We start from the raw sequence: 20,139 nt of genomic DNA, 5'->3' as shown, positions 1-20,139 counted from the left end.
GTTTCCACTGTCCGGACCCCGGGACATTCATCCCGATCGGCAGTGGAAGATCCATCTGGCATCAAGTGGACAGCTGCATGTGGCGCGCCTGGCCCGAGTCAATGTGCGCTGAAAGGGGATTTTCCCGCTCTCAACCTGGGGGCGCGTAAAGTTTGGCGGCGATTGTACTGGTCTGGCTCTTTAAACGATAGGGCGATGAGGCCTCTGCTACGCTTTGGCGGTTTTTGCGGACACATTTTCACAGTTACAGGTTAACTATTGGTTACAAACTGTGGCTAAAATGCCATCTAACAGCTGAACGGCAACCATCGGCGTGGCTGGATGGCACCAAGGGGCCGCTGTTTCGTATTCAGCCGCTGCACAAGACCCGGGGACCGGCATGCCGGTAAAGGGCGCAGTTTGTTTACTTCCGACCTGTGACGATTTCCGTGAAACTGATCATAGCCGTTATCTACATTGTCTCTATTGCGTACGTCCACCTGCGTGGCCGGGTGCGCCATAAGCTGGGCCGCCAGTTGAGTGATCACTCGACGTTCCTGGCGCCGATCAACTGCTTTCTTTATCTGTTTTCGAAAATCCCCAACAAACCGTATCTCGATCCGGCTGATTTTCCCGACCTGAGCCCGCTGCAGGCGCATTGGGAAGAAATTCGTGCCGAAGGCCAGAACTTGCTTCACGCTGGCGAAATCAAGCGTTCGAACCAATACGATGACGTCGGTTTCAACTCGTTTTTCAAGACCGGCTGGAAGCGCTTCTATCTGAAGTGGTATGGCGATAGCCACCCGTCGGCCATGAAGCTCTGCCCGCGCACCACCGAACTGGTGCAGGGCATTGGCTCGATCAAGGCGGCGATGTTCGCCGAGTTGCCACCGGGCTCCAGACTGGTGCGCCACCGCGACCCGTATGCCGGTTCGTACCGTTATCATCTCGGGCTGGACACACCCAACGCTGACGGTTGCTACATCAATGTCGATGGCCAGAACTACCATTGGCGCGATGGCGAAGCGGTGATGTTCGATGAGACCTACATTCATTACGCAGAGAACACCACGCCGCACAATCGCATCATCTTGTTCTGCGACGTCGAGCGGCCGATGAAATATCGGTGGGCGGCGGCATTCAATCGCTGGTTCAGTCGCAATGTCATGTCGGCGGCCGGTGCACCGAACGAGGACGGAGACCGGACCGGCGGGCTCAATCGATTGTTCAGCAAGGTCTACAAGGTTCGCCTGCGCGCCAAGGAACTGAAAAAGCGCAACCGCAAGCTTTACTACCTCCAAAAGTGGTCGATCTTTGCCGGGGTGCTGGCGGTCTTCATTCTGATCTGAGCCGGGTGTTCGGGCGGCAGGCCTCATCGCGGGCGAGCCACGCTCACACAGGTTTTGAGCCAACCACAAATGTCATGAATGCCCACCGTCCATTGGGGGAGCGAGCCTGCTCGCGAAGAGGCCGGATCAACGTCGTATTACATCGTGCCGGGGAGTTTTTGGTTAACAAATCCGAACCTCGGGCGTAGCGTGGTATCGAAGTCCTTATCCACGCGGACGCAGAGAGGCACCCCATGAACCGATACGTGTTTGGCGCCATTATGCTGGCCTTGAGTGGCGTACTGGGTCCCTTGGTCCAGGCTGACGTATGTGCTTCGTTGCAGTTGGCCCAAAACCTGCCGGGCAGCACCAGCAACAATCCTTACAACAGCCCGATTCGGCGGGCTAATCCCAACAGCATGCAAGGTACTCAACCCAGTGCCCCGGCAATGCGCGGACCCAATACCGTGCCGGTCCCGCGCCCGCCGACGCTGGACAACGGTGGCATCGGCAATCGCTATCCCGACCGGACAGCGCCCACCAGCCCACCGAAATTCATTCCCAATCCACCCCCACGAGACACTGGTACCAACACCCGTTGAGTGGCAGGCATGACGTCTACCCGCTATTTTTCACCGGGCCTCATTTCCATCAGAAAAGGAATCCTGCATGTTGCGTAAAAACCTGTTGGCAACCCTCTGTGCCGGCGTATTGATCAGCGCCACGGTCCCTGTGCTTGCCGCGCCGGCCCAGACGATGAAAAGCGAAGACGGCACCCTTGAGGTCACCCCCATCGTGACGGGGCTGGAGCACCCCTGGGCCCTGGCATTCCTGCCGGATCGCAAAGGCATGCTGGTGACCGAACGGCCCGGCAACCTGCGGTTGGTGACTGCCGAAGGCAAGTTGTCTGCACCGCTCAATGGCGTACCCACGGTCTGGGCCAAGGGGCAGGGTGGATTGCTCGACGTGGCGCTGTCGCCCGACTTCAAGCAGGACCGGATGGTCTATCTGTCCTATGCCGAAGGTGGCGGTCAGGGCGACAAGGCCGGCACAGCGGTGGGCCGCGGTCGACTCTCCGACGATATGACGGCGCTCAAGGATTTCCAGGTGATCTTGCGTCAGGAGCCCAAACTCTCGGTCGGCAACCATTTTGGCTCGCGGCTGGTGTTTGATCGAGACGGCTATCTGTTCGTGACCCTGGGGGAAAACAACGACCGTCCGACCGCCCAGGACCTCGACAAGCTGCAAGGCAAAGTGGTGCGAATCTACCCGGATGGCACGGTGCCCAAGGACAACCCCTTTGTCGGCCAGGCCAACGTGCGCCCGGAGATCTGGTCCTACGGGCAGCGTAACCCGCAAGGCGCGGCGCTCAACCCGTGGAACGGCACGCTGTGGGAAAACGAACACGGCCCTCTGGGCGGCGATGAAGTCAACATCATCGAGCGCGGCAAGAATTACGGCTGGCCGCTGGCGACCCATGGCATCAACTACTCAGGTCAACCGATTCCCGAAGCCAAGGGTGAAACCGCCGAAGGCACCGTTGCCCCGAACCACGTCTGGGAAAAGTCCCCGGGCCTGAGTGGCATGGCGTTCTACGATGCCGATCGTTTCAAGGCCTGGCAGCGCAACGTGTTTATCGGCGCGTTGATCAGCCAGGAACTGATCCGCCTGGAGTTCGATGGCGACAAGGTGATCCACGAGGAGCGCTTGCTCGGGGATTTGAAAAAACGCATCCGCGATGTACGGCAGGGGCCGGATGGCTACTTGTATGTTTTGACCGATGAGGAGAACGGTGGCGTTTACAAGGTCGGGTTGAAGTTGCCGGCAGACTAAGGCATCTACAAAAACTTGCCATTGACTTGCCATCAACACCCGGCTAATTTCCAGCCATGACTTCCACCGTATTGCGCTGCCAGCCAAGCATTATTACCGCCATTCCTCATTTGGCGGGCTAGCTCACGACTGCAGCACCCAACCCGCCCTGGAGGCGGGTTTTTACTTTCTGTCTCCCGGGCCCCGAACAATGTCAGGAGACGACCATGAGTTTTACGACCGTCCAGCAAAGCCTGCTTGAACACTACGTCAAAAAAATCCTTGCCGCGCCGGTCTATGAACTGGCCGTGCGCACGCCGTTGCAACCGGCGCAGGCCTTGTCCGAAGCCTTGGGCAACCAGATCCTGCTCAAGCGCGAGGACTTGCAACCGACCTTTTCCTTCAAGATCCGCGGCGCCTACAACAAGCTGGTGCAACTGAGCGAAGCGCAAAAGGCTCGCGGCGTGGTCACGGCCTCTGCCGGCAATCATGCGCAGGGTGTGGCACTGGCGGCACGGGAACTGGGGATCAACGCCACCATCGTCATGCCCTGCACGACGCCGCAACTGAAGGTCATCGGGGTGCGCAGTCGCGGCGCCGATGCGGTGCTGTACGGCGAAAGTTTTCCGTTTGCGCTGGCCTATGCACTGGACCTGGCCTTGGAAACCGGTCGCACCTTTGTATCGCCGTTCGACGACCCGGAGGTGATCGCGGGGCAAGGCACCGTGGCCATGGAGATCCTGCGCCAGCATCAGGGGCCGCTGGACGCGATCTTCGTGCCGGTGGGCGGCGGCGGGCTGATCGCGGGTATCGCTGCTTACGTCAAATACCTGCGACCGGAAATTCGCATCATTGGCGTCGAGTCGGAATATTCCGCGTGTCTGCAAGCGGCGATGCATGCCGGCGAACGGGTTGTGCTGCCGAGCGTCGGCTCCTTCGCCGATGGGGTGGCGGTGGCGCAGATCGGCGCTTACGGTTTTGAGGTCTGCCGGTTTTGCGTCGATGACGTGGTGACGGTCAGCAACGATGAGCTTTGCGCGGCAATCAAGAATATCTACGACGATACCCGCTCGATCACCGAACCTTCCGGCGCGCTGGCGGTGGCCGGGATCAAGAAATACGTCGTGCAAACCGGTGCCTTGGGGCAGACCCTGGTGGCGATCGACTCGGGTGCCAATATCAACTTCGACAGCCTGGGGCATGTGGCCGAGCGCGCCGCGTTGAGTGGCGCCCCGGCATGACGCTTGGGCCGGTCGACAGCGGACGCCGCGAGGGTCCGCCGGATGCCGGGTTATTCCTGAACGGCTTTCTCGACCTTGGCCGATGCCGACCAGATCCGGTAGCGCACTTCGATGTCCTTGGGCACGTACAGCACGAGCGGCAGCTTGCTGTTGTAACGCAGCAGAAAGCCGTCACCGACCACCGGTACAAAACCCTGTTTGCTCGTGCCGGCCGGGCAGGCCATCAGCGTGCTCATCGGGCCAATGACATTTTCCAGGCGATAGAACGGATAACCCCAACCCTCGAGGTTCTTCTCCTCGAGAATGCCACCCAGGCGCGGGTTGTTGCAGTCGACGGTCATCGTCTTGCCGGCCAGGATCTCGACCTGGAAGTCGTTTTCCCGGGTCTGTGGCGCAAGGTGGATCACCTGGCGGGTGAACCCGCTTTCGGCCTTCGGATAAGGTGCGGTGTCTTCGAGTTTGGCGGCATGCGCCACGCCGGCAAGCCCCAGTGCGACTAGCGCTGCGCCAGCGTTAACGGTCAACGAACTCATGATGCTTCCTTGCTTGAAGTGAAGGGCGGCATTTTCACTGTCGTGTGCAGTGAATGCAAACCCGGGATGCCCAGTGTGCAAATTACAGGGGCGCCAGGGTCTATAATTGCAAATTGCATGACAGGCTTTACAGGTAACTCGTCCGGACCCTTGAATTGCCGATGAGCTGCACAACGAAGTTCAGGGTATGTTTTATGCTGTAGCTGTCCTTGAAGCTTGCCGGGATTTCAAATGAGCAAGCATTGATCGTCGAGCAGTTTCACAAAGGAGGGAGTCGCCATGTTTCTTTCTGCCTTGGAAATTCGCAATATCATCGAAAGCAGTTTTCTGCCCAAGCGCTGCCAGTGCACCCTGTCACCGGATCTGTCGATGACCGTCAAGGTCTATGCAGACGGGCAAACCGATCAGCTCGATCTATTGGTCACCGGCATCGATGCCTCCGGGCTCAATGGTTGTCGGGAAATCAACGAGTTGATTGCCCAACTGCGTTCCAGACAGCATCACGTCGAGGTCGAGCCGCACTCCATGCTGGGCAAAGCGCTCTAGCTTGCTGTTTCGAGTTCCACGGACACGCGCCGGGTCTGGAAGAACGCCAGGCCCAGCGCCAGTTCAAACCCGACCGCCAGCAAAATCCCCGGCCCGACATGACCGTTGAGCCATTCGGCAAAACCCAGCACCGCCAATCCCCAGCTACCGACGACGAAGCCGAGGCTCAGCGCATTTCGGGTTTCGCACGGGGGCGCGTTGCGAACCAGAAAAGAGAACACGCTCAACGCCCCAAACAGCACGGCGGTGCGTCGCGCGACCAATCCCACCGCGAATGAAAACTCGATGTCCCAGAACGACAATAACCATTGCGGTGTCAGGCCCCAGACCAGGCTCAGCAAAAGACATAAGGCGGCGGTAAACATCGACAGCGTGCGAAACGACAACTGCATGGCGAATCCTTGCGGGCAGAGAGGGAGGCGCTAGAGCATAGCGCCGCAACCCTCAAAGGAATACCGCCAAGTACCAAATCAGACTTTTCAGTCAGCCCTGGTTCTCGCAAGCGTCGGAAAGTTTACGATAGGAAATTTCTGCGGGTTTTCCCGTGTCATCGATGTACTTCATCTCGGCCGTCACCACTTTGCACTCCAGGGTGTCCGGCTCGGTCAGTGAAATCACTTTGCTGACATGCAATGGCATGCCGTAGTGATAGGGCACGGCTTGGGAGGTCGTGGTGTCATTGGCCTGAGCCAGGCCGGCAAACGCGGTGCAGGCGAGGGCGGCGGTAACCAGCAGGGTGCGAGTGTTCATCAGCGATCTCCGGTGCGGACGGAATGTCAGTTCGATGTGTCGCTTGTCGAACTTGCCGCACTGGGCGTCAGAACAGTCTGAGGGCGTGCGGTCCAGTGAAGTGTTGGATCGCACGGTTAAGCGAGGGTTAACCCGGCTGAACACCGCCTGTCGCGGGTACGCGATCCTGTGTATCAGTTAAGACCATCGGGCGCCTGATGGAAAGTCATCGCGAACAAGGGTGGACACAAATGCTGTGAACGACCCGCAACCCTGTGGGAGCGAGCTTGCTCGCGATGAGGTCCTCGAACTCAGTGCAGATCCAGTTGCTGCCGGTAAGGCAAATCCGGTCCGGTCTTGCTGCACGTCAACGCCGCCGCCTGCACCGCGAACTTCAGCATGCGGTCAATCTGCTCGCGGCCAAGTTGCTTCACGCCCTCCACTGAATCCATCTGCTGTTCGGTCAGCCAGGTAATCAGCGCCGCCTGAAAGGTATCGCCCGCACCCACGGTGTCGGCGATTTTTGCCGAACAGGCGGGAGCCGACCACGAACCGTGAGTCCGACTGAATACGCTCGCGCCTTCGCCACCCCGGGTCAGGAAGACCAGCTGACAGCGGTGCTGCAACCAGCCTTCGATCACCTGCGCCGGGTCCTGGCCGGGGTACAGCAGATGCAGGTCCTCGTCGCTGACCTTGATCAGGTCGGCCAGTTCCACCAGCGTCGCGATCCGATTACGCCACAGGTCGATGTCCGGCTCCGGATTCAGGCGAACGTTCGGGTCGAGGCTGATCAGGCGCTTGCCGCTTTCCCGGCGCACCAATGCCAATAGCGTGTCGGCAATCGGTTGCACCACCAGGGAGAACGAGCCGATATGCAGGCCACGCACTTCAGGCCCGAGTACCGGCAGGTGCTCCGGTTGCAATTGTCGATCCGCGCAGCCTTCGCCACGGAAGCTGTACTGCGGCGAGCCATTGGCCCCCACCGCGACCATCGCCAGGGTGGTCGGCGCGGCAAAATCCAGCAGGTAGTCCTGGCACACGCCTTCATCTTGCAACACTTGCAGCAGGCGCCGGCCCAGGTAGTCGGTGGACAACCCGGCCAACAGCGCCGCGTCCACGCCCAAGCGGCGCAAGCCCACCGCCACGTTGAACGGCGAGCCACCGGCAATGGCTTTGAAGTTCACTTTGGACGCCAGACCGCTGGCGTCGTTTTCACTGAAAAAATCGAACAGCGCTTCGCCACACACCAGGTACATAGTTTGTTCACTCTTCAATTAGGGTTGCGACTTGCTGTCGATACCGTTCATACACCTGCTGACAGGCTTGCACATTGTCGGCGACCGGCAGGGTTTCACTGGCCGGGTCGAGTTTTACGCAGCGCTCGCACAATTGCGCCAGGCTGTCTTCGCGCCCGTTCGCCCGCGATACGCACCAGGCCGCCTGAATCGCCGCGCCCAAGGCTGCAGCCTCGCTTTGTTCGGTACAGATCACCGGTGTATTCATGGTGTCGGCGACAATCTGCCGCCAGACCGCACTTTTTGACCCACCGCCGATCAGCCGAATGCTGCGGCTTTGTAAGCCATTGTGGCGCAGCTGGTCCAGTCCGTAACGCAAACCGAACGTCGTGCCTTCGACCACGGCGCGGCACAGGTTGGCCCGGGTCAGGTTGCTCATGGTCAAACCCGACAGGCTGGCGCTGGCATGGGGCAGGGCAGGCACCCGTTCGCCGTTGAAGAACGGCAGCATGCAAACGCCTTCGGCACCGATCGGCGCCTCGGCAACCAGTTCGTTGAACTGATCGATGTCGAGGTCCAGCAGGTCGCGAATCAGGCCGGTGGCATTGGTCAGGTTCATGGTGCAGATCAATGGCAACCAGCCGCCGCTGGAAGAGCAGAACGTGGCAACCGCGGCATCCGCGGCATCCGCGGCGACGTTCGGCTGATCGGCGTAGGCGTATACCGTGCCCGACGAGCCGAGGCTCATGGTGATTGCTCCGGGCTGGATGTTGCCGGTGCCGATGGCGCCCATCATGTTGTCGCCGCCACCGCTGGACACCAGTGCCCGGGGGTTGATGCCCAGGTGTTCGGCGATGCCCGGCAGAATCGTGCCGACCGCCTGGTGGGCATCGATCAATTCCGGCAGCGCGGCTTGCAGGCGTCCGCTGGGGTCGATGTCACGCAGCAATTGCAAATCCCACTGGCGCGTACTTACATTGAAATACCCGGTGCCCGAGGCATCGCCAAATTCGCTGCAACTGCGGCCGGTGAGCCAATGGTTGAGGTAGTCGTGGGGCAGCAAGATGCGGGCGATACGGGAGAACACCTCGGGATGCTGCTCTTTGGTCCATAACAGCTTGGATACGGTGTAACCCGGCGCGATGACCACGCCGAGGCGTTCCAGCGAACCCTTTTCGCCACCCAGATGGGCCAGCAGTCGGTCGTTCTCCGGGGTGGTTTCGGTATCGCACCAGAGTTTGGCCGCACGCAGGACCTTGCCCTGATCGTCGAGCAGCACCAGGCCGTGTTGCTGGCCGGATACGCCAATGCCGAGAATCGACTGGCCATCGACTTTGGCCGCGAGCAAGGCGCGACGGGTGGCGGTGGCGAAGGCTTCGACCCACTGCTGGGTGTCCTGCTCGCGGCGGCCATTGGGGCCGCTGATCAGATTGTGGCTGGCGGCTCCCTGGCCGAGCACTTCACCACTGGCCGCGTCGAGGATGATGGCCTTGGTGCCCTGGGTGCCGCAGTCGATGCCGAGGAAGAGTTCTTGGTTTGGCATAATGGATCCTTGGATCATTCAACATGGATGTCGCCTTTCATGCCGCCATCGCGGGCAAGCCCGCTCCCACAGGAAGTGCGGTGAACCCAAGATTTGTGAACAACGCGAGCCCTGTGGGAGCGGGCTTGCCCGCGAAGACGGCAGCAGCTCCACCGCAGGACTTACGCCAAAACTCGTTCCAGAGTCCGCGACACCCCGACCTCGCGCAAACTGTTGCAGCACCACTCAAACGCCGCGACAAACTCCGGCGAGCGCGCAATGGCCGTACCAAAAATCTCCTCGACCGCCAGCAAGCGCTGGGTAATCAGCGCATCGTCGGCCACAAGCGCCTGGCAGAACGCCGCCCGCGGATCCGCAATCGAGTAGGTCTCGCCATGCTCATCCACGCCCTTGAGGTACAGCGCCCACGCCGCCACCACCAACGCTGCGCGCTTGGTCTCGCGGCCATCGGCGATCAGGCGGTTGATGGTCGGTACGGTGAATTTCGGAAACTTCGACGAACCGTCCGAACACACCCGTTCAAGCTGATCGGCAATCGCCTGATTGGAAAACCGCGCCACCAGGGTGTTCTTGTATTCGGTCAAGTCGATTCCCGGCACCGCCGGCAACTGTGGCGTCACATCCAGGTCCATGTAGGCGCGCATGTAGCGCACGAACAGCGGGTCGTTCATGGTCTCATGGACGAAGCGGTAACCCTTCAGGAACCCCAGGTAGGTCAGCGCCAGATGACTGCCGTTGAGCAGCTTGATCTTCATTTCTTCGTAGGGCGTGACGTCGTCGGTGAATTGCACGCCGACCTTTTCCCAGGCCGGGCGGCCGTTGACGAACCTGTCTTCCAGCACCCATTGCGCGAAGGGTTCACAGACCACCGGCCAGGCATCGTCCACCCCATGCTGGTCCGCCAGTTGCAGGCGATGCCGAGTGCTGGTCATCGGCGTGATGCGGTCGACCATGGCGTTGGGGAAACTGACGTTGGTGTCGATCCAGTCGCGCAATTGGCCGTCGTGCAAGGCGGCGAAAGCCAACAGAGCCTTGCGGGTAACGGCGCCGTTGTACGGCAGGTTATCGCAGGACATCAGGGTGAAGGCCGCTGTGCCGGCGGCGCGGCGCCTGGCCAGTGCGGCACAGAGGAAACCGAATACGGTTTTCGGGTCATTCGGGTGCGCCAGGTCATGCTGGATCTGCGGCAAGTGCGCCATGAACTCGCCGCTGCTGTCGTCGATGCAGTAACCGCCTTCGGTGATGGTCAGCGAGACGATGCGGATCTCGGGGCTGGCCAGTTTGTCGATCAATGCCTGGGCACCGTCCTCGGCCAGCAGCATGTCACGCAGGGCGCCGATCACCCGCACTTCGGTGTCGTCGCTATCGCCGAGTTCGAACAGGGTGAACAGATAATCCTGATCCTTGAGATCGTCACGGGCGCGGCGGTCTTCAGCGCGCAGGCCGACACCGCAGATGGCCCAGTCCAGGCCTTCGCCGGTATTCATCAAGGCGTCGGTGTAGTACGCCTGATGGGCACGGTGGAAACCGCCGACGCCGATGTGCGCGATGCCTTGGCGGGTCTCGCTTAGGGCGTAGGCGGGCAGAACCACTTCAGGGGCGAGGCGGCTGAGGTTGTGGTTGTTCAGTTTCATCGCAGGCTCTCTGAAGTCAGGCAGCAACGCGCAACGGGCGGGTCAACGCCACGCCGTCGGCATCGAACAAATGGCAGTGTTGCGCATCCAGATGCAGGCTCAGGGTTTCACCGTAGCGGCTGGCCAGATCGCCGCGAACGCGCATGGTCAGCGCTTCGCCGGATGCCGTCCGGACGTGGCAAAAGGTGTCGCTGCCCAGGCGCTCGCTGACATCGGCGGTGACCTGCAGGGTGCAGTCGCCGGGTTTGGCCAGTTCCAGGTGTTCCGGGCGAATGCCCAGCGTCACCGCACTCCCGACGTTCAGATGCCTGCCGCTCAAGGGCAGGCTGATGCGGGTTCCGGCGTCCAGTTGCACTTCACAGCCCTGGTTGTCGACGCGGGTGACCTTGCCCTTGAGGAAGCCCATTTTCGGCGTGCCCAGGAAACCGGCGACGAACAGGTTGGCCGGCTGGTGATAGAGATCCAGCGGCGAACCGACCTGCTCGATCTTGCCGCCATTGAGTACGACCACTTTGTCGGCCATGGTCATCGCTTCGACCTGGTCGTGAGTCACGTAGATCATCGTGGCTTGCAGTTCTTTGTGCAGGCGCAACAGTTCCAGGCGCATCTGCACCCGCAGGGCGGCATCGAGGTTGGACAACGGTTCGTCGAACAGGAAGATTTTCGGGTTGCGCACGATGGCCCGGCCAATCGCCACGCGCTGGCGCTGGCCGCCGGACAGTTGCTTGGGCTTGCGCTCCAGCATCGGCCCCAGTTCGAGGATGCGCGCGGCTTCGCCGACCTTTTTCTCCACTTCGGCTTTCGCCACGCCGGCCAGGTCGAGGGCAAACGACATGTTCTTGCGCACGCTCATGTGCGGGTACAAGGCGTAGGTCTGGAACACCATCGCCAGGTCGCGCTTGGCCGGGCTCACTTCGGTGATGTCGCGGCCATCGAGTTCGATGGTGCCGCCGCTGACTTCCTCCAGCCCTGCAATCAGCCGCAGTAGCGTGGATTTACCGCAGCCCGACGGGCCGACGAAGACCACGAACTCCTTGTCGTTCACTTCAAGGTCAATGCCCTTGATGATGGAAAAGCCTTCGAAGCCTTTTTGCAGATTCTTGATTTTCAGGTTGGCCATGGTGATGGGCCTCCACTTTGATGTTCACATTCCCGTAGGAGCTGCCGAAGGCTGCGATCTTTTGATTTGGATTTTCAGCGGTCTGAAGCCGCCAAAAGATCGCAGGCTGCGCCAGCTCCTACAGAGGGCTGTTGCGTTCTTCATTTCACGGCGCCGAACGACAGGCCGCGCACCAGTTGTTTCTGGCTGATCCAGCCGAAGATCAGGATCGGCGCACAGGCCAGGGTCGAGACGGCCGACAACTTGGCCCAGAACAGCCCTTCGGGGCTTGAGTACGAGGCGATCAATGCGGTCAGCGGTGCGGCTTTCGAGGAGGTCAGGTTCAGCGACCAGAAGGCCTCGTTCCAGCACAGGATCAGCGACAGCAGCACCGTGGATGCCAGGCCGCCCTTGGCAATGGGCAGCAGCACCCGGAGCATTTCCTGGGCCAGCGTTGCGCCGTCCAGCCGCGCGGCTTCGAGGATGTCCTTGGGGATGTCCTTGAAGTAGGTGTAAATCATCCAGACCACGATCGGCAGGTTGATCAGCGTGTAGATGACGATCAGCGCGATCCGCGTGTCGAGCAGGCCGAAACTCTTGGCCAGCAGGTAGATCGGCATCAGCACGCCCACTGGCGGCAGCATCTTGGTCGAGAGCATCCACAGCAGCGTGCCTCTGGTGCGTTGGGTTTCGTAGAACGCCATGGAGTAGGCCGCCGGCACCGCGATCAGCAGGCACAGGGCCGTGGCGCTGAAGGAAATCACCACCGAGTTCCAGGCAAAGCTGAAATAGTCGCTGCGCTCGTTGATGTGCAGATAGTTCTCCAGCGTCGGCATGAAGATGAACTGCGGCGGCGTGGCGAAGGCATCGATTTCGGTCTTGAAACTGGTCAGTACCATCCAGAAGATCGGGAAGAAGATCACGATGGCGATGGCCCAGGCCAGCGTACCGAGCAGCAGGCTTTGCAGGCGACGGGATTGTTGAAGAGTCATGGCAGGCCTCAGGCTTTGTCGGTCAGGTTTTTGCCGATCATCCGCACCAGAATGATCGCGGCGATGTTGGCGATGACCACGGCGATCAGGCCGCCCGCCGAGGCCATGCCGACGTCGAACTGCACCAGCGCCTGGTTGTAGATCAGGTAGGCGAGGTTGGTCGAGGCGTAGCCGGGGCCGCCGTTGGTGGTGGTGAAGATTTCGGCGAACACCGAGAGCAGGAAGATGGTTTCGATCATCACCACTACCGCAATCGGTCGTGCCAGGTGTGGCAAGGTCAGGTGCCAGAAAATCGCGATGGGTCCGGCACCGTCCAGGCGCGCGGCTTCTTTCTGTTCCTGGTCGAGGGACTGCATGGCGGTCATCAGGATCAGGATCGCGAAGGGCAGCCATTGCCACGAGACAATGATGATGATCGACAGCAGCGGGTAGTGCGCCAGCCAGTCCACCGGTTGGGCGCCGAACAGCTTCCAGACGTAGGCGAGGATCCCCGACACCGGATGGAAAATCAGGTTCTTCCAGATCAGTGCACCCACCGTGGGCATGATGAAAAACGGTGAGATCAGCATCACCCGCACGATGCCGCGACCGAAAAACTCACTGGCTTCAAGCAATGCACTGATCAGCACGCCGAGCACCACACTGATCAGCAGCACGCTGCCCACCAGCAACAGCGTGTTGCTGGCGCCGGGCAGGAAGCCCGAGTCGGTGAGGAAGTAGGTAAAGTTTTCCAGGCCGACGAACTCGTTCTCGCCGGGGTTGAGCAAGTTGTAGCGAATCGTCGAGAAGTAGACGGTCATACCCAGCGGTACGATCATCCACAACAGCAGCAAGGCCACCGAAGGGCTGACCAGAAACCAACCGGGATTGGCCACTCGGCTTTTGCGCTGGGGTTGGGCAATGTCCATGTGAGCTTTGGCAGTTGATGTATTCATGGCGTTAAACCGATTGGGTACTGGCAAATGAAGATCAACTGTGGGAGCGAGCTTGCTCGCGATAGCAATCTGTCAGCCGACATCACTGTTGAATGTCATGGCCTCATCGCGAGCAAGCTCGCTCCCACAGGGAACAGGGGCAGGCTACTGCTGCTTACTTGGGATAACCCGCGCGCTTCATCTCGCGCTCGGTGGTTTGCTGGGCCGCCGCCAACGCCTGGTCGACCGTGGTCTGGCCGATCAGCGCCGCCGAGAAGGACTTGCCGACCTGGGTACCAATGCCCTGGAACTCGGGAATGGTCACCAACTGGATGCCGATGTACGGCACAGGCCTGGCGCCCGGCTTGCTCGGGTCCGCGGCCTTGAGCGATTCCAGCGTGACCCTGGCGAACGGCGCGGCGCTCATGTAAGCCTCGCTGTAGGTCGAGGCCCGGGTGCCCGGCGGCACGTTGGCGATGCCGTCTTTTTCCGCGACCAGTGCGCCGTATTCTTTGGACGTGGCCCAGGCGCTGAAGGTTTTCGCCGCGTCCTTGGCCTTGGAACTGGTCGGAATGGCCAGCGCCCAGGAGTACAACCAGGCCGAGCCCTTGTCAGTGACCTGATGCGGCGCATAGGTGAAGCCGACGTGATCGGTGACCTTGCTCTGGGACTTGTCGGTGACGAACGAGCCGGCGACGCTGGCATCGACCCAGATCGCGCATTTGCCGCTGTTGAACAACGCCAGGTTTTCATTGAAACCGTTGCTCGACGCCCCCGGCGGGCCGGATTTCTTCATGGTGTCGACATAGAAGTTCAGCGCGTTTTTCCATTCGGGACCGTTGAATTCCGGCTGCCACTTTTCATCGAACCAGCGCGCGCCATAGGCGTTGGCCACAGTGCTGATCAGCGCGATGTTCTCGCCCCAGCCAGCCTTGCCCCGCAGGCAGATGCCGTACTGTTCCTGCTCGGGTTTGTTCAGTTTGGCGGCGAATTCACCGATCTGCTCCCAGGTCGGGCGCTCGGGCATGGTCAGGCCGGCGTCCTTGAACAGGTCGGTGCGGTAGTAGGTGATCGAGCTTTCGGCGTAGAACGGTAGGGCGTACAGCGAGCCTTTGACCGACAGGCCTTCGCGCACCGACGGGAACACGTCGTCGAGGGCATAGCTGGCCGGCAAATCCTTCATCGGCTCCAGCCAGCCCTTGGCGCCCCAGAGTGCGGCTTCGTAGGTCAGCACGTCGAACTGCCCGCCCTGGGTGGCGATGTCGGTGGTCAGACGCTGGCGCAGGACGTTTTCTTCGAGGACCACCCAATTGAGCTTGATGTCAGGATGCTCGGCCTCGAAGGTTTTCGAGAGCTTTTGCATGCGGATCATGTCGCTGTTGTTGACGGTGGCGATGGTCAGGGTCTGTGCGCCAAGGCTGACGCTGCTGAGGGTCATGCAGGTGAGGGCAAGCAGGGCTTTTACCGAAGGTTGCATCGTGCACTCCTTTTCTGCACCCGGCGGGAAACAGAAGGACAGTTATTGTTTTTGTGTCTTCCTGCGGAGGGAAGAATCTGTGCTGATTACATCCTTCAATGGCAGGCGAGACAAATCATCCATCGCACCTTGATCGATACTTTTTTGCACTGAAGTTTAGAGGGGTAGACGCAGGGAAGGGCTTTTCAGCGATGGCGGGGTATTGAATCCGTACAGGTTTCAAACATAAATACAGGCCCTCTGTGGGATTTGAGGTGTGTCTTCAGCCCAGGTTTTGCTCGGTCAACCGCTGCACCACCAAGCGCCGGTAATGCGAAGGCGTCATGCCCTTGAGTTGCTGGAAGCGCCGGTTGAAGTTGGAAATATTGTTGAAGCCCGATTCGAAGCAAACATCGGTCACCGGTTTGTCGCCATCGGCCAGCAACTCGCAGGACTTGCTGATACGCAGGCGATTGACGAACTCGATGAAATTGCGCCCGGTGGCCTGCTTGAAAACCCGGCTGAAATACGTCGGTTTCATGCCCAGATGCTCGGCGACTTCCTCCAGCGTCAAGTCCCGGGCGTAATGGGCGAAGATGTAATCCACCGCGCGGTTGGTGCGGTCGATGTTGTGCTCGTCGGCCAGTTGCGGGGTCGTGGCGCCAGAGAGCAATTGGTAGTCGTCGGTAGCCGCGAGCAACTCCAGCAGAATGAAAAAGTGCCCGAGACGAGTCACACCGCTGGTGTCGGCGATGCGCTGCATCAGATCCATCGCCCTGGCGATGGTGTGCTTGCAGCGAAACTCGATACCGTACTGCGCGCGCTCAAGCAGCGGCGCCAGCGCCTTGAGTTCGGCGAACACCTGATAGCCGCTGTCGAACAACTCGTCGGTGAAGTTGACCAGCATGTCGCGCTTGGGCACCACTTCATCCTCGGCCACCTGACTGATCCAGTTGTGGGGCAGGTTGGGGCCGGTCAGGAACAGGGTTTGCGGATAGAAGTTGCCGATGTAGTCGCCGATGAACACCTTGCCGGAACTGGCGACGATCAGGTGCAGTTCGTATTCCTTGTGGAAATGCCAGCGCACCAGCGGGCAGGGGAAACCGTGCTGGCGATAGATGATGGACAAGCCGTTGTGGTCGTCCATCAACTCGTAGGAAGGATCGGTGACTCTGGCGGTGCGGGTCATGTCAGGGCGCTTGTGTTGTTATCCCGCCCAGATCATGCCTCTTGCCGCAGGGCTAACGCTACTACCGCCGGTGTGTCTGTTCGTGCAAGGCACGGCCGTAAACCGCTTTCATGCTGGTGGCGCTCCAGCAGTAACGGACGATGTCGGACTCGTCGAAAAAATCGGTGCTGATGATGCTGCAACGTGTCACCCAGTTTCCCGTGGTGTTGAACCAGTCGTTGATCTGCCGCTTGATATTCCCGGGCCCGCCCAGCAGCGAGTAGGTGGTCGCGGACAGTGACCAGAGGAAGGTTTCGTAGGGCACATCTTCCAGGGTTTGCGCGATGTAGCGTTGCAGCTCGCGGGGAGCGCTGAACGTACTTTCGTGCCATTTGTGTGGAATGCGTGGCCAGAAGTATTTATCGTCCAGACCCGGTTTATGGACCGTCGCCATGATTATCCTGCGCCACGAACTGGCTTGTTTGAGCTCTCCTACCGTTTTCAACGAATCCTCGGGGAGGACGATACGCAGGCCGAGTCGCCGGACTAGCATGTCATTGAGTTGTTTGTGGTCGAAGGACTTATCGCCATCACCCAATTGATGAAAGTCCAGCACAATGAACTCATCAGGATTGCGATCAAGAAACAGCAGTAGCGCATCGATCAACTCTTCAAGAAGGTGCCCGGATCGAAACCCGTTGTGGTGAAAGTAAAACGATGTTCCGGCGTCGTAGCCGAGGCGGATATCAAAAACCCGCGCACCATTGGCGAGTTGCCAGAGAAAAGTATCGTTCTGACAGCTTGTCCAGTTGCCGACGAGCGCTTCGTGATTGGGCGCGTTTTTATCCATGCCGCAGTTATGGACACCTGGCCAGACAATGTCGGTCAATTTCAGTTGTTCGATGCCCAGGGTTTTGCTCATCCAGAGCGGTTTGTCAAGAAAGTCTCTGTTGTTATTCATGTGTACTCCTTGTTGCTGCTTTCACTCTGTCCATTGAATAAACTATTGTCTAATGGCCGCTGTTACTTGAGGCGGGATTGGGCCTTCATTACGTTTGCCGCGCGGCAGTTGTGAACCAGGTTTGACTCTTCAAAAAAATCCACATTGATAATGCTGCAGTTGTGAATCCATGGTTTTTTTACATCGAACCAATCATTCAGTTCTTTGGGTATGCTGACCGGGCCACCCATGACGGAGTAAGCGGTGGCAGACAGAGACCATGGGAAATTTGAAGAGGGAGGGCTTGTCATGACGGTTTCAATAAAAGAATCGAGCTCTTGGACGTCAGTGATGGCGGAGCCGCTCCATTTGTGTGGAACGCTCCTGCAAAAGGCTTGTGGATCCAGGTCCGGGTGATGATCGGCCGCGATCAGTACCCGTTGAGTCCTGCTGATGCGTTTCAACTGTCCAAGCGTCTTGCGGCTGTGTTCAGCAGGAATGATGAGTTTGCCCAAACTGCGCACGAGGCGGTCACTGAACTCCTTGAAGTTAAAAGGACGATTTCCACGTTCCAGTTTGTGGAAGTCGAGGATTATGAATTCATCGGGGTTATGCACTAGAAAACTGGAGACATCCTGAGCTAGCTGAGAGAGCTCGCGATAGGATCGTACTTCGTTGTGGTGAAAGTAAAAATACAAGTAATTATTGCCATTCCTGATATTCAGGTCAAATTCAAGTCTGATGTCGAATGCTCTGGCTCCGTTCATCAGTTGATAATAAAACGAGTCGTTTTGGCAGACGGCCCAGTGCGTGGTTGGTGCCCAGATGTAGTTGCCTTTTTTGTCTGAGTCGGCGTTATGTGCGCCAGGCAAAATCAGTTCGCCGAGCGTCAAATTTTCGATGACTGGAATATTGCTCATCCAGTCGTTGAGTGTCGGCTTGTAATCGCCATGCTCGAAATTTGGTTGTATTTCGTTATTGTCGTCCATGGTGCGTCCGTGCAAGTGGAGTGGATATGGTTGTTTGTGTGCTAAATGCTTTATCGCATTTGATGGGTGGGGCTTTATAGCAACTAGAGAATAGAAAGGCCACTCTTTCGGCTTAAGCAAGAGTGGCGGGGTGTTTCTTATTGTTAATCAGTGATTTGTTGAATTTGATATATGAATATTTCGGGTGATTCATTGGTTCCGGTTTTTCGCTTCAATCCATTGCGCCATGTATTGAGTACTTTTGTGGTGGTGATGGCGCAACATGCTGCCGGTAAAGTTGTCTCGCCGAATGACAGACAGATCCCTCTGGCATTCAATCAGTCTCTGGATCAAGGCCGGGCCGTGACCGGATTTGCGGTAGCGGCTGGCAAGCAGGATTTGCCCGTGCGCCTGGGCGTCCAGCCAGCGCGTCTTGTCGTTGTGCAGTTGCACGGCATGATCGGCGAACTCGCGTGCCGAACAGGTCACTGCACCGGGCCATGCCTCTTGGCCATGCATCGCCTCGGCACCCACTGGCGTCGTCACATTCGGTGTGCCACAGAGCATCGCATCGACAATCTTGCCTTTGATTCCCGCGCCAAAACGCAGAGGTGCCATGCAGACCCGCGCCGACGACATGACTTGCAGGGCGTCTTCTGCCCAGTTCATGACATGAAAACCCTGGGCCGGGTTATGCAGGGCAGTCGCCTTGGGTGGTGTGTAGGCACCATAGATATGCAATTGAGCGCCGGGTATCTGCTCGCGAATCAGCGGCCAGATAGCGGTTTTCAACCAGAGCACGGCATCCCAGTTGGGCGCATGGCGAAAGTTACCGATATGAAGAAAGTGTGCCCGGTCTTCAAACGGAACCGGCGCACGGGTCGGAACATCGACCATCAACGGGCACCAATGCAACAGGTTGCGGGGAAACCTGAACTGCTCGACCAGCAATTCGATTTCCACTTCGGAAACCATCAGCGTCAAATCACAACGATAGAACGAGGCGATTTCGCGCTTCGCCATATCGGTATTGGCCATGTGTTCGAACTCTTCGCGCTCTGCCTGGGCGAACAGGCCGCTGAAGTCGTTGTTGTCGTCACTGGCCTTCAAACGCTCCTTGAGGCGTTGATGCCGGCCCTGCCGGAGGCTTTGCAGGTCGCAGCTTTCGAGCACGCGCAAGGCATCAGGGCAATGCTTCTCGACCCGCCAGCCGAACTGTTCCTCCATCATGAACTGATCGAACAACACGATGTCCGGCGCCAGTTCGCTGATGAATGCGTCGAAACTGCTGTTGTTCAGCTCGATGGGGACTTCGCGAATACCCAACGCCGTCAGGTCTGCGCGTTGCTCGCCGAAGCCTGCCGGGCTGCTGAACGTGATGTCCCAGCCTTGTTCCAGGAAAACCTCGAGAATCTGCATGACATGCCCGCTGGCCGCGGAAGAGCGGGGCTCGGGCCAGACGTAACCAATGACCAGGACTTTGGTTGCGCGGGGCTCAATCATGTACGGGAGTTCCTTGGGGCGAAGACAGGGCAGGGACGAAAAAGGCGCGCATTAAACCACAGCTCAGCGCAGGGTCACTCGAGAATGCATTTGACCTTGTCGCGCAACTGATCAATGGAGAAAGGTTTGCCGATCACGTGCATGTCGGCGGGCACGTCGATGCTTTCGGCATAACCGCTGGCGAACAGAATGGGCAAGTCGGGGCGTAATGTGCGGGCGAGGGTGGCCAGTTCGCGGCCGTCCATGACCGGCAGGCCAACATCAGTCATCATCAGGTCAATGTGTTGGTTCACGTCCTTGAGCGTCTCCAGCGCCTGTTCGCTGCCATCGGCTTCCAGCACCTTGAATTCCAGTTCTTCCAGTACGTCGACGATCAGCATGCGCACGATGGCATCGTCTTCGACGACGAGGATGATGGAGGCGTTGGCGGATGACATGGTCGAATTCCCGAAAAAGATTGGCATTGCCGGCCGCTGGAAATCACCGGCCTCTTGCATGAGTAAGTGGCGGATCCCGACA

20 protein-coding genes are annotated in these 20,139 nt (G+C 59.1%); 5 read left to right on the top strand and 15 right to left on the bottom strand.

The features are described from left to right. The first annotated feature begins 428 nt into the window (after positions 1-428). From lpxO to ilvA, 4 genes are all read left to right on the top strand, one after another. Positions 429-1,328: a lipid A hydroxylase LpxO gene (lpxO, locus tag AC3IP0_RS14410; RefSeq protein ID WP_489315852.1), complete on the top strand. Its 900-nt coding sequence runs from the start codon at positions 429-431 to the stop codon at positions 1,326-1,328. 233 nt (positions 1,329-1,561) lie between these two features. Further along, positions 1,562-1,909, top strand: coding sequence for a hypothetical protein (locus AC3IP0_RS14405; RefSeq protein ID WP_489315851.1), 348 nt, complete (start codon positions 1,562-1,564; stop codon positions 1,907-1,909). A gap of 67 nt (positions 1,910-1,976) precedes the next feature. Next, complete coding sequence (locus AC3IP0_RS14400) at positions 1,977-3,140, top strand: PQQ-dependent sugar dehydrogenase (RefSeq protein ID WP_489325055.1); 1,164 nt, start codon at positions 1,977-1,979, stop codon at positions 3,138-3,140. A 206-nt stretch (positions 3,141-3,346) separates the two neighbouring features. Next, positions 3,347-4,360: a threonine ammonia-lyase, biosynthetic gene (ilvA, locus tag AC3IP0_RS14395; protein ID WP_489325053.1), complete on the top strand. Its 1,014-nt coding sequence runs from the start codon at positions 3,347-3,349 to the stop codon at positions 4,358-4,360. 50 nt (positions 4,361-4,410) lie between these two features. On the opposite strand, the gene eco is transcribed toward ilvA, so the two are convergent. After that, a complete protein-coding gene (gene eco / locus AC3IP0_RS14390; RefSeq protein WP_489325051.1) occupies positions 4,411-4,893 on the bottom strand; it encodes a serine protease inhibitor ecotin in 483 nt (160 codons plus the stop codon). Between the two features lie 279 nt (positions 4,894-5,172). Here eco and AC3IP0_RS14385 point away from each other — a divergent pair, with 279 nt between their 5' ends. Beyond that, complete coding sequence (locus tag AC3IP0_RS14385) at positions 5,173-5,439, top strand: DUF1652 domain-containing protein (RefSeq protein WP_057714758.1); 267 nt, start codon at positions 5,173-5,175, stop codon at positions 5,437-5,439. Here AC3IP0_RS14385 and AC3IP0_RS14380 read toward each other — a convergent pair. The 14 genes from AC3IP0_RS14380 to AC3IP0_RS14315 all read right to left on the bottom strand — a co-directional run bounded on the left by AC3IP0_RS14380 (position 5,436) and on the right by AC3IP0_RS14315 (position 20,057). Next, positions 5,436-5,831, bottom strand: coding sequence for a hypothetical protein (locus AC3IP0_RS14380; protein ID WP_489315847.1), 396 nt, complete (start codon positions 5,829-5,831; stop codon positions 5,436-5,438). The genes AC3IP0_RS14385 and AC3IP0_RS14380 overlap by 4 nt on opposite strands. Positions 5,832-5,922: 91 nt before the next feature. Further along, positions 5,923-6,189 carry a DUF2790 domain-containing protein gene (locus AC3IP0_RS14375; RefSeq protein WP_489315846.1) on the bottom strand — a complete coding sequence of 89 codons (267 nt, stop codon included), beginning with the start codon at positions 6,187-6,189 and terminating at the stop codon, positions 5,923-5,925. Positions 6,190-6,479: 290 nt separating this feature from the next. After that, positions 6,480-7,424, bottom strand: coding sequence for a carbohydrate kinase family protein (locus tag AC3IP0_RS14370; RefSeq protein WP_489315845.1), 945 nt, complete (start codon positions 7,422-7,424; stop codon positions 6,480-6,482). 7 nt (positions 7,425-7,431) lie between these two features. Continuing rightward, positions 7,432-8,946, bottom strand: coding sequence for a xylulokinase (gene xylB / locus AC3IP0_RS14365; RefSeq protein WP_489315844.1), 1,515 nt, complete (start codon positions 8,944-8,946; stop codon positions 7,432-7,434). Positions 8,947-9,107: 161 nt separating this feature from the next. Further along, on the bottom strand, positions 9,108-10,580 hold the full coding sequence (locus AC3IP0_RS14360) for a mannitol dehydrogenase family protein (RefSeq protein WP_489315843.1): 1,473 nt from the start codon (positions 10,578-10,580) through the stop codon (positions 9,108-9,110). 16 nt (positions 10,581-10,596) lie between these two features. After that, a complete protein-coding gene (locus AC3IP0_RS14355; protein ID WP_489315842.1) occupies positions 10,597-11,700 on the bottom strand; it encodes an ABC transporter ATP-binding protein in 1,104 nt (367 codons plus the stop codon). A 140-nt stretch (positions 11,701-11,840) separates the two neighbouring features. Then, a complete protein-coding gene (locus AC3IP0_RS14350) occupies positions 11,841-12,671 on the bottom strand; it encodes a carbohydrate ABC transporter permease (RefSeq protein ID WP_150723782.1) in 831 nt (276 codons plus the stop codon). 8 nt (positions 12,672-12,679) lie between these two features. Next, complete coding sequence (locus AC3IP0_RS14345) at positions 12,680-13,606, bottom strand: carbohydrate ABC transporter permease (RefSeq protein ID WP_489315841.1); 927 nt, start codon at positions 13,604-13,606, stop codon at positions 12,680-12,682. A gap of 154 nt (positions 13,607-13,760) precedes the next feature. Continuing rightward, positions 13,761-15,062 carry an ABC transporter substrate-binding protein gene (locus AC3IP0_RS14340; protein WP_489325049.1) on the bottom strand — a complete coding sequence of 434 codons (1,302 nt, stop codon included), beginning with the start codon at positions 15,060-15,062 and terminating at the stop codon, positions 13,761-13,763. Between the two features lie 262 nt (positions 15,063-15,324). After that, complete coding sequence (locus AC3IP0_RS14335; RefSeq protein WP_489315839.1) at positions 15,325-16,230, bottom strand: AraC family transcriptional regulator; 906 nt, start codon at positions 16,228-16,230, stop codon at positions 15,325-15,327. A gap of 61 nt (positions 16,231-16,291) precedes the next feature. Continuing rightward, positions 16,292-17,170 carry a phosphatidylinositol-specific phospholipase C domain-containing protein gene (locus AC3IP0_RS14330; protein WP_489325047.1) on the bottom strand — a complete coding sequence of 293 codons (879 nt, stop codon included), beginning with the start codon at positions 17,168-17,170 and terminating at the stop codon, positions 16,292-16,294. A 62-nt stretch (positions 17,171-17,232) separates the two neighbouring features. Then, on the bottom strand, positions 17,233-18,138 hold the full coding sequence (locus AC3IP0_RS14325) for a PI-PLC domain-containing protein (protein WP_489325046.1): 906 nt from the start codon (positions 18,136-18,138) through the stop codon (positions 17,233-17,235). A 189-nt stretch (positions 18,139-18,327) separates the two neighbouring features. After that, positions 18,328-19,620, bottom strand: a complete 1,293-nt coding sequence (locus AC3IP0_RS14320; RefSeq protein WP_489315836.1) for a glycosyltransferase — start codon at positions 19,618-19,620, stop codon at positions 18,328-18,330. A gap of 74 nt (positions 19,621-19,694) precedes the next feature. Beyond that, on the bottom strand, positions 19,695-20,057 hold the full coding sequence (locus AC3IP0_RS14315; protein ID WP_489315835.1) for a response regulator: 363 nt from the start codon (positions 20,055-20,057) through the stop codon (positions 19,695-19,697). Between the last annotated feature and the right edge of the window lie 82 nt (positions 20,058-20,139).

It is taken from the genome of Pseudomonas sp. GL_103 (assembly GCF_057835175.1).
This window is presented reverse-complemented; position numbering and strand designations above follow the sequence as displayed.

Bases quoted from the DNA above. Each gene is read 5' to 3' on its own strand.
- AC3IP0_RS14405 (WP_489315851.1), top strand. From the start codon at position 1,562: ATGAACCGATACGTGTTTGGCGCCATTATGCTGGCCTTGAGTGGCGTA.
- AC3IP0_RS14400 (WP_489325055.1), top strand. From the start codon at position 1,977: ATGTTGCGTAAAAACCTGTTGGCAACCCTCTGTGCCGGCGTATTGATC.
- ilvA (WP_489325053.1), top strand. From the start codon at position 3,347: ATGAGTTTTACGACCGTCCAGCAAAGCCTGCTTGAACACTACGTCAAA.
- eco (WP_489325051.1), bottom strand. From the start codon at position 4,893: ATGAGTTCGTTGACCGTTAACGCTGGCGCAGCGCTAGTCGCACTGGGG.
- AC3IP0_RS14385 (WP_057714758.1), top strand. From the start codon at position 5,173: ATGTTTCTTTCTGCCTTGGAAATTCGCAATATCATCGAAAGCAGTTTT.
- AC3IP0_RS14380 (WP_489315847.1), bottom strand. From the start codon at position 5,831: ATGCAGTTGTCGTTTCGCACGCTGTCGATGTTTACCGCCGCCTTATGT.
- AC3IP0_RS14375 (WP_489315846.1), bottom strand. From the start codon at position 6,189: ATGAACACTCGCACCCTGCTGGTTACCGCCGCCCTCGCCTGCACCGCG.
- AC3IP0_RS14370 (WP_489315845.1), bottom strand. From the start codon at position 7,424: ATGTACCTGGTGTGTGGCGAAGCGCTGTTCGATTTTTTCAGTGAAAAC.
- xylB (WP_489315844.1), bottom strand. From the start codon at position 8,946: ATGCCAAACCAAGAACTCTTCCTCGGCATCGACTGCGGCACCCAGGGC.
- AC3IP0_RS14360 (WP_489315843.1), bottom strand. From the start codon at position 10,580: ATGAAACTGAACAACCACAACCTCAGCCGCCTCGCCCCTGAAGTGGTT.
- AC3IP0_RS14355 (WP_489315842.1), bottom strand. From the start codon at position 11,700: ATGGCCAACCTGAAAATCAAGAATCTGCAAAAAGGCTTCGAAGGCTTT.
- AC3IP0_RS14350 (WP_150723782.1), bottom strand. From the start codon at position 12,671: ATGACTCTTCAACAATCCCGTCGCCTGCAAAGCCTGCTGCTCGGTACG.
- AC3IP0_RS14345 (WP_489315841.1), bottom strand. From the start codon at position 13,606: ATGAATACATCAACTGCCAAAGCTCACATGGACATTGCCCAACCCCAG.
- AC3IP0_RS14340 (WP_489325049.1), bottom strand. From the start codon at position 15,062: ATGCAACCTTCGGTAAAAGCCCTGCTTGCCCTCACCTGCATGACCCTC.
- AC3IP0_RS14335 (WP_489315839.1), bottom strand. From the start codon at position 16,230: ATGACCCGCACCGCCAGAGTCACCGATCCTTCCTACGAGTTGATGGAC.
- AC3IP0_RS14330 (WP_489325047.1), bottom strand. From the start codon at position 17,170: ATGAATAACAACAGAGACTTTCTTGACAAACCGCTCTGGATGAGCAAA.
- AC3IP0_RS14325 (WP_489325046.1), bottom strand. From the start codon at position 18,138: ATGGACGACAATAACGAAATACAACCAAATTTCGAGCATGGCGATTAC.
- AC3IP0_RS14320 (WP_489315836.1), bottom strand. From the start codon at position 19,620: ATGATTGAGCCCCGCGCAACCAAAGTCCTGGTCATTGGTTACGTCTGG.
- AC3IP0_RS14315 (WP_489315835.1), bottom strand. From the start codon at position 20,057: ATGTCATCCGCCAACGCCTCCATCATCCTCGTCGTCGAAGACGATGCC.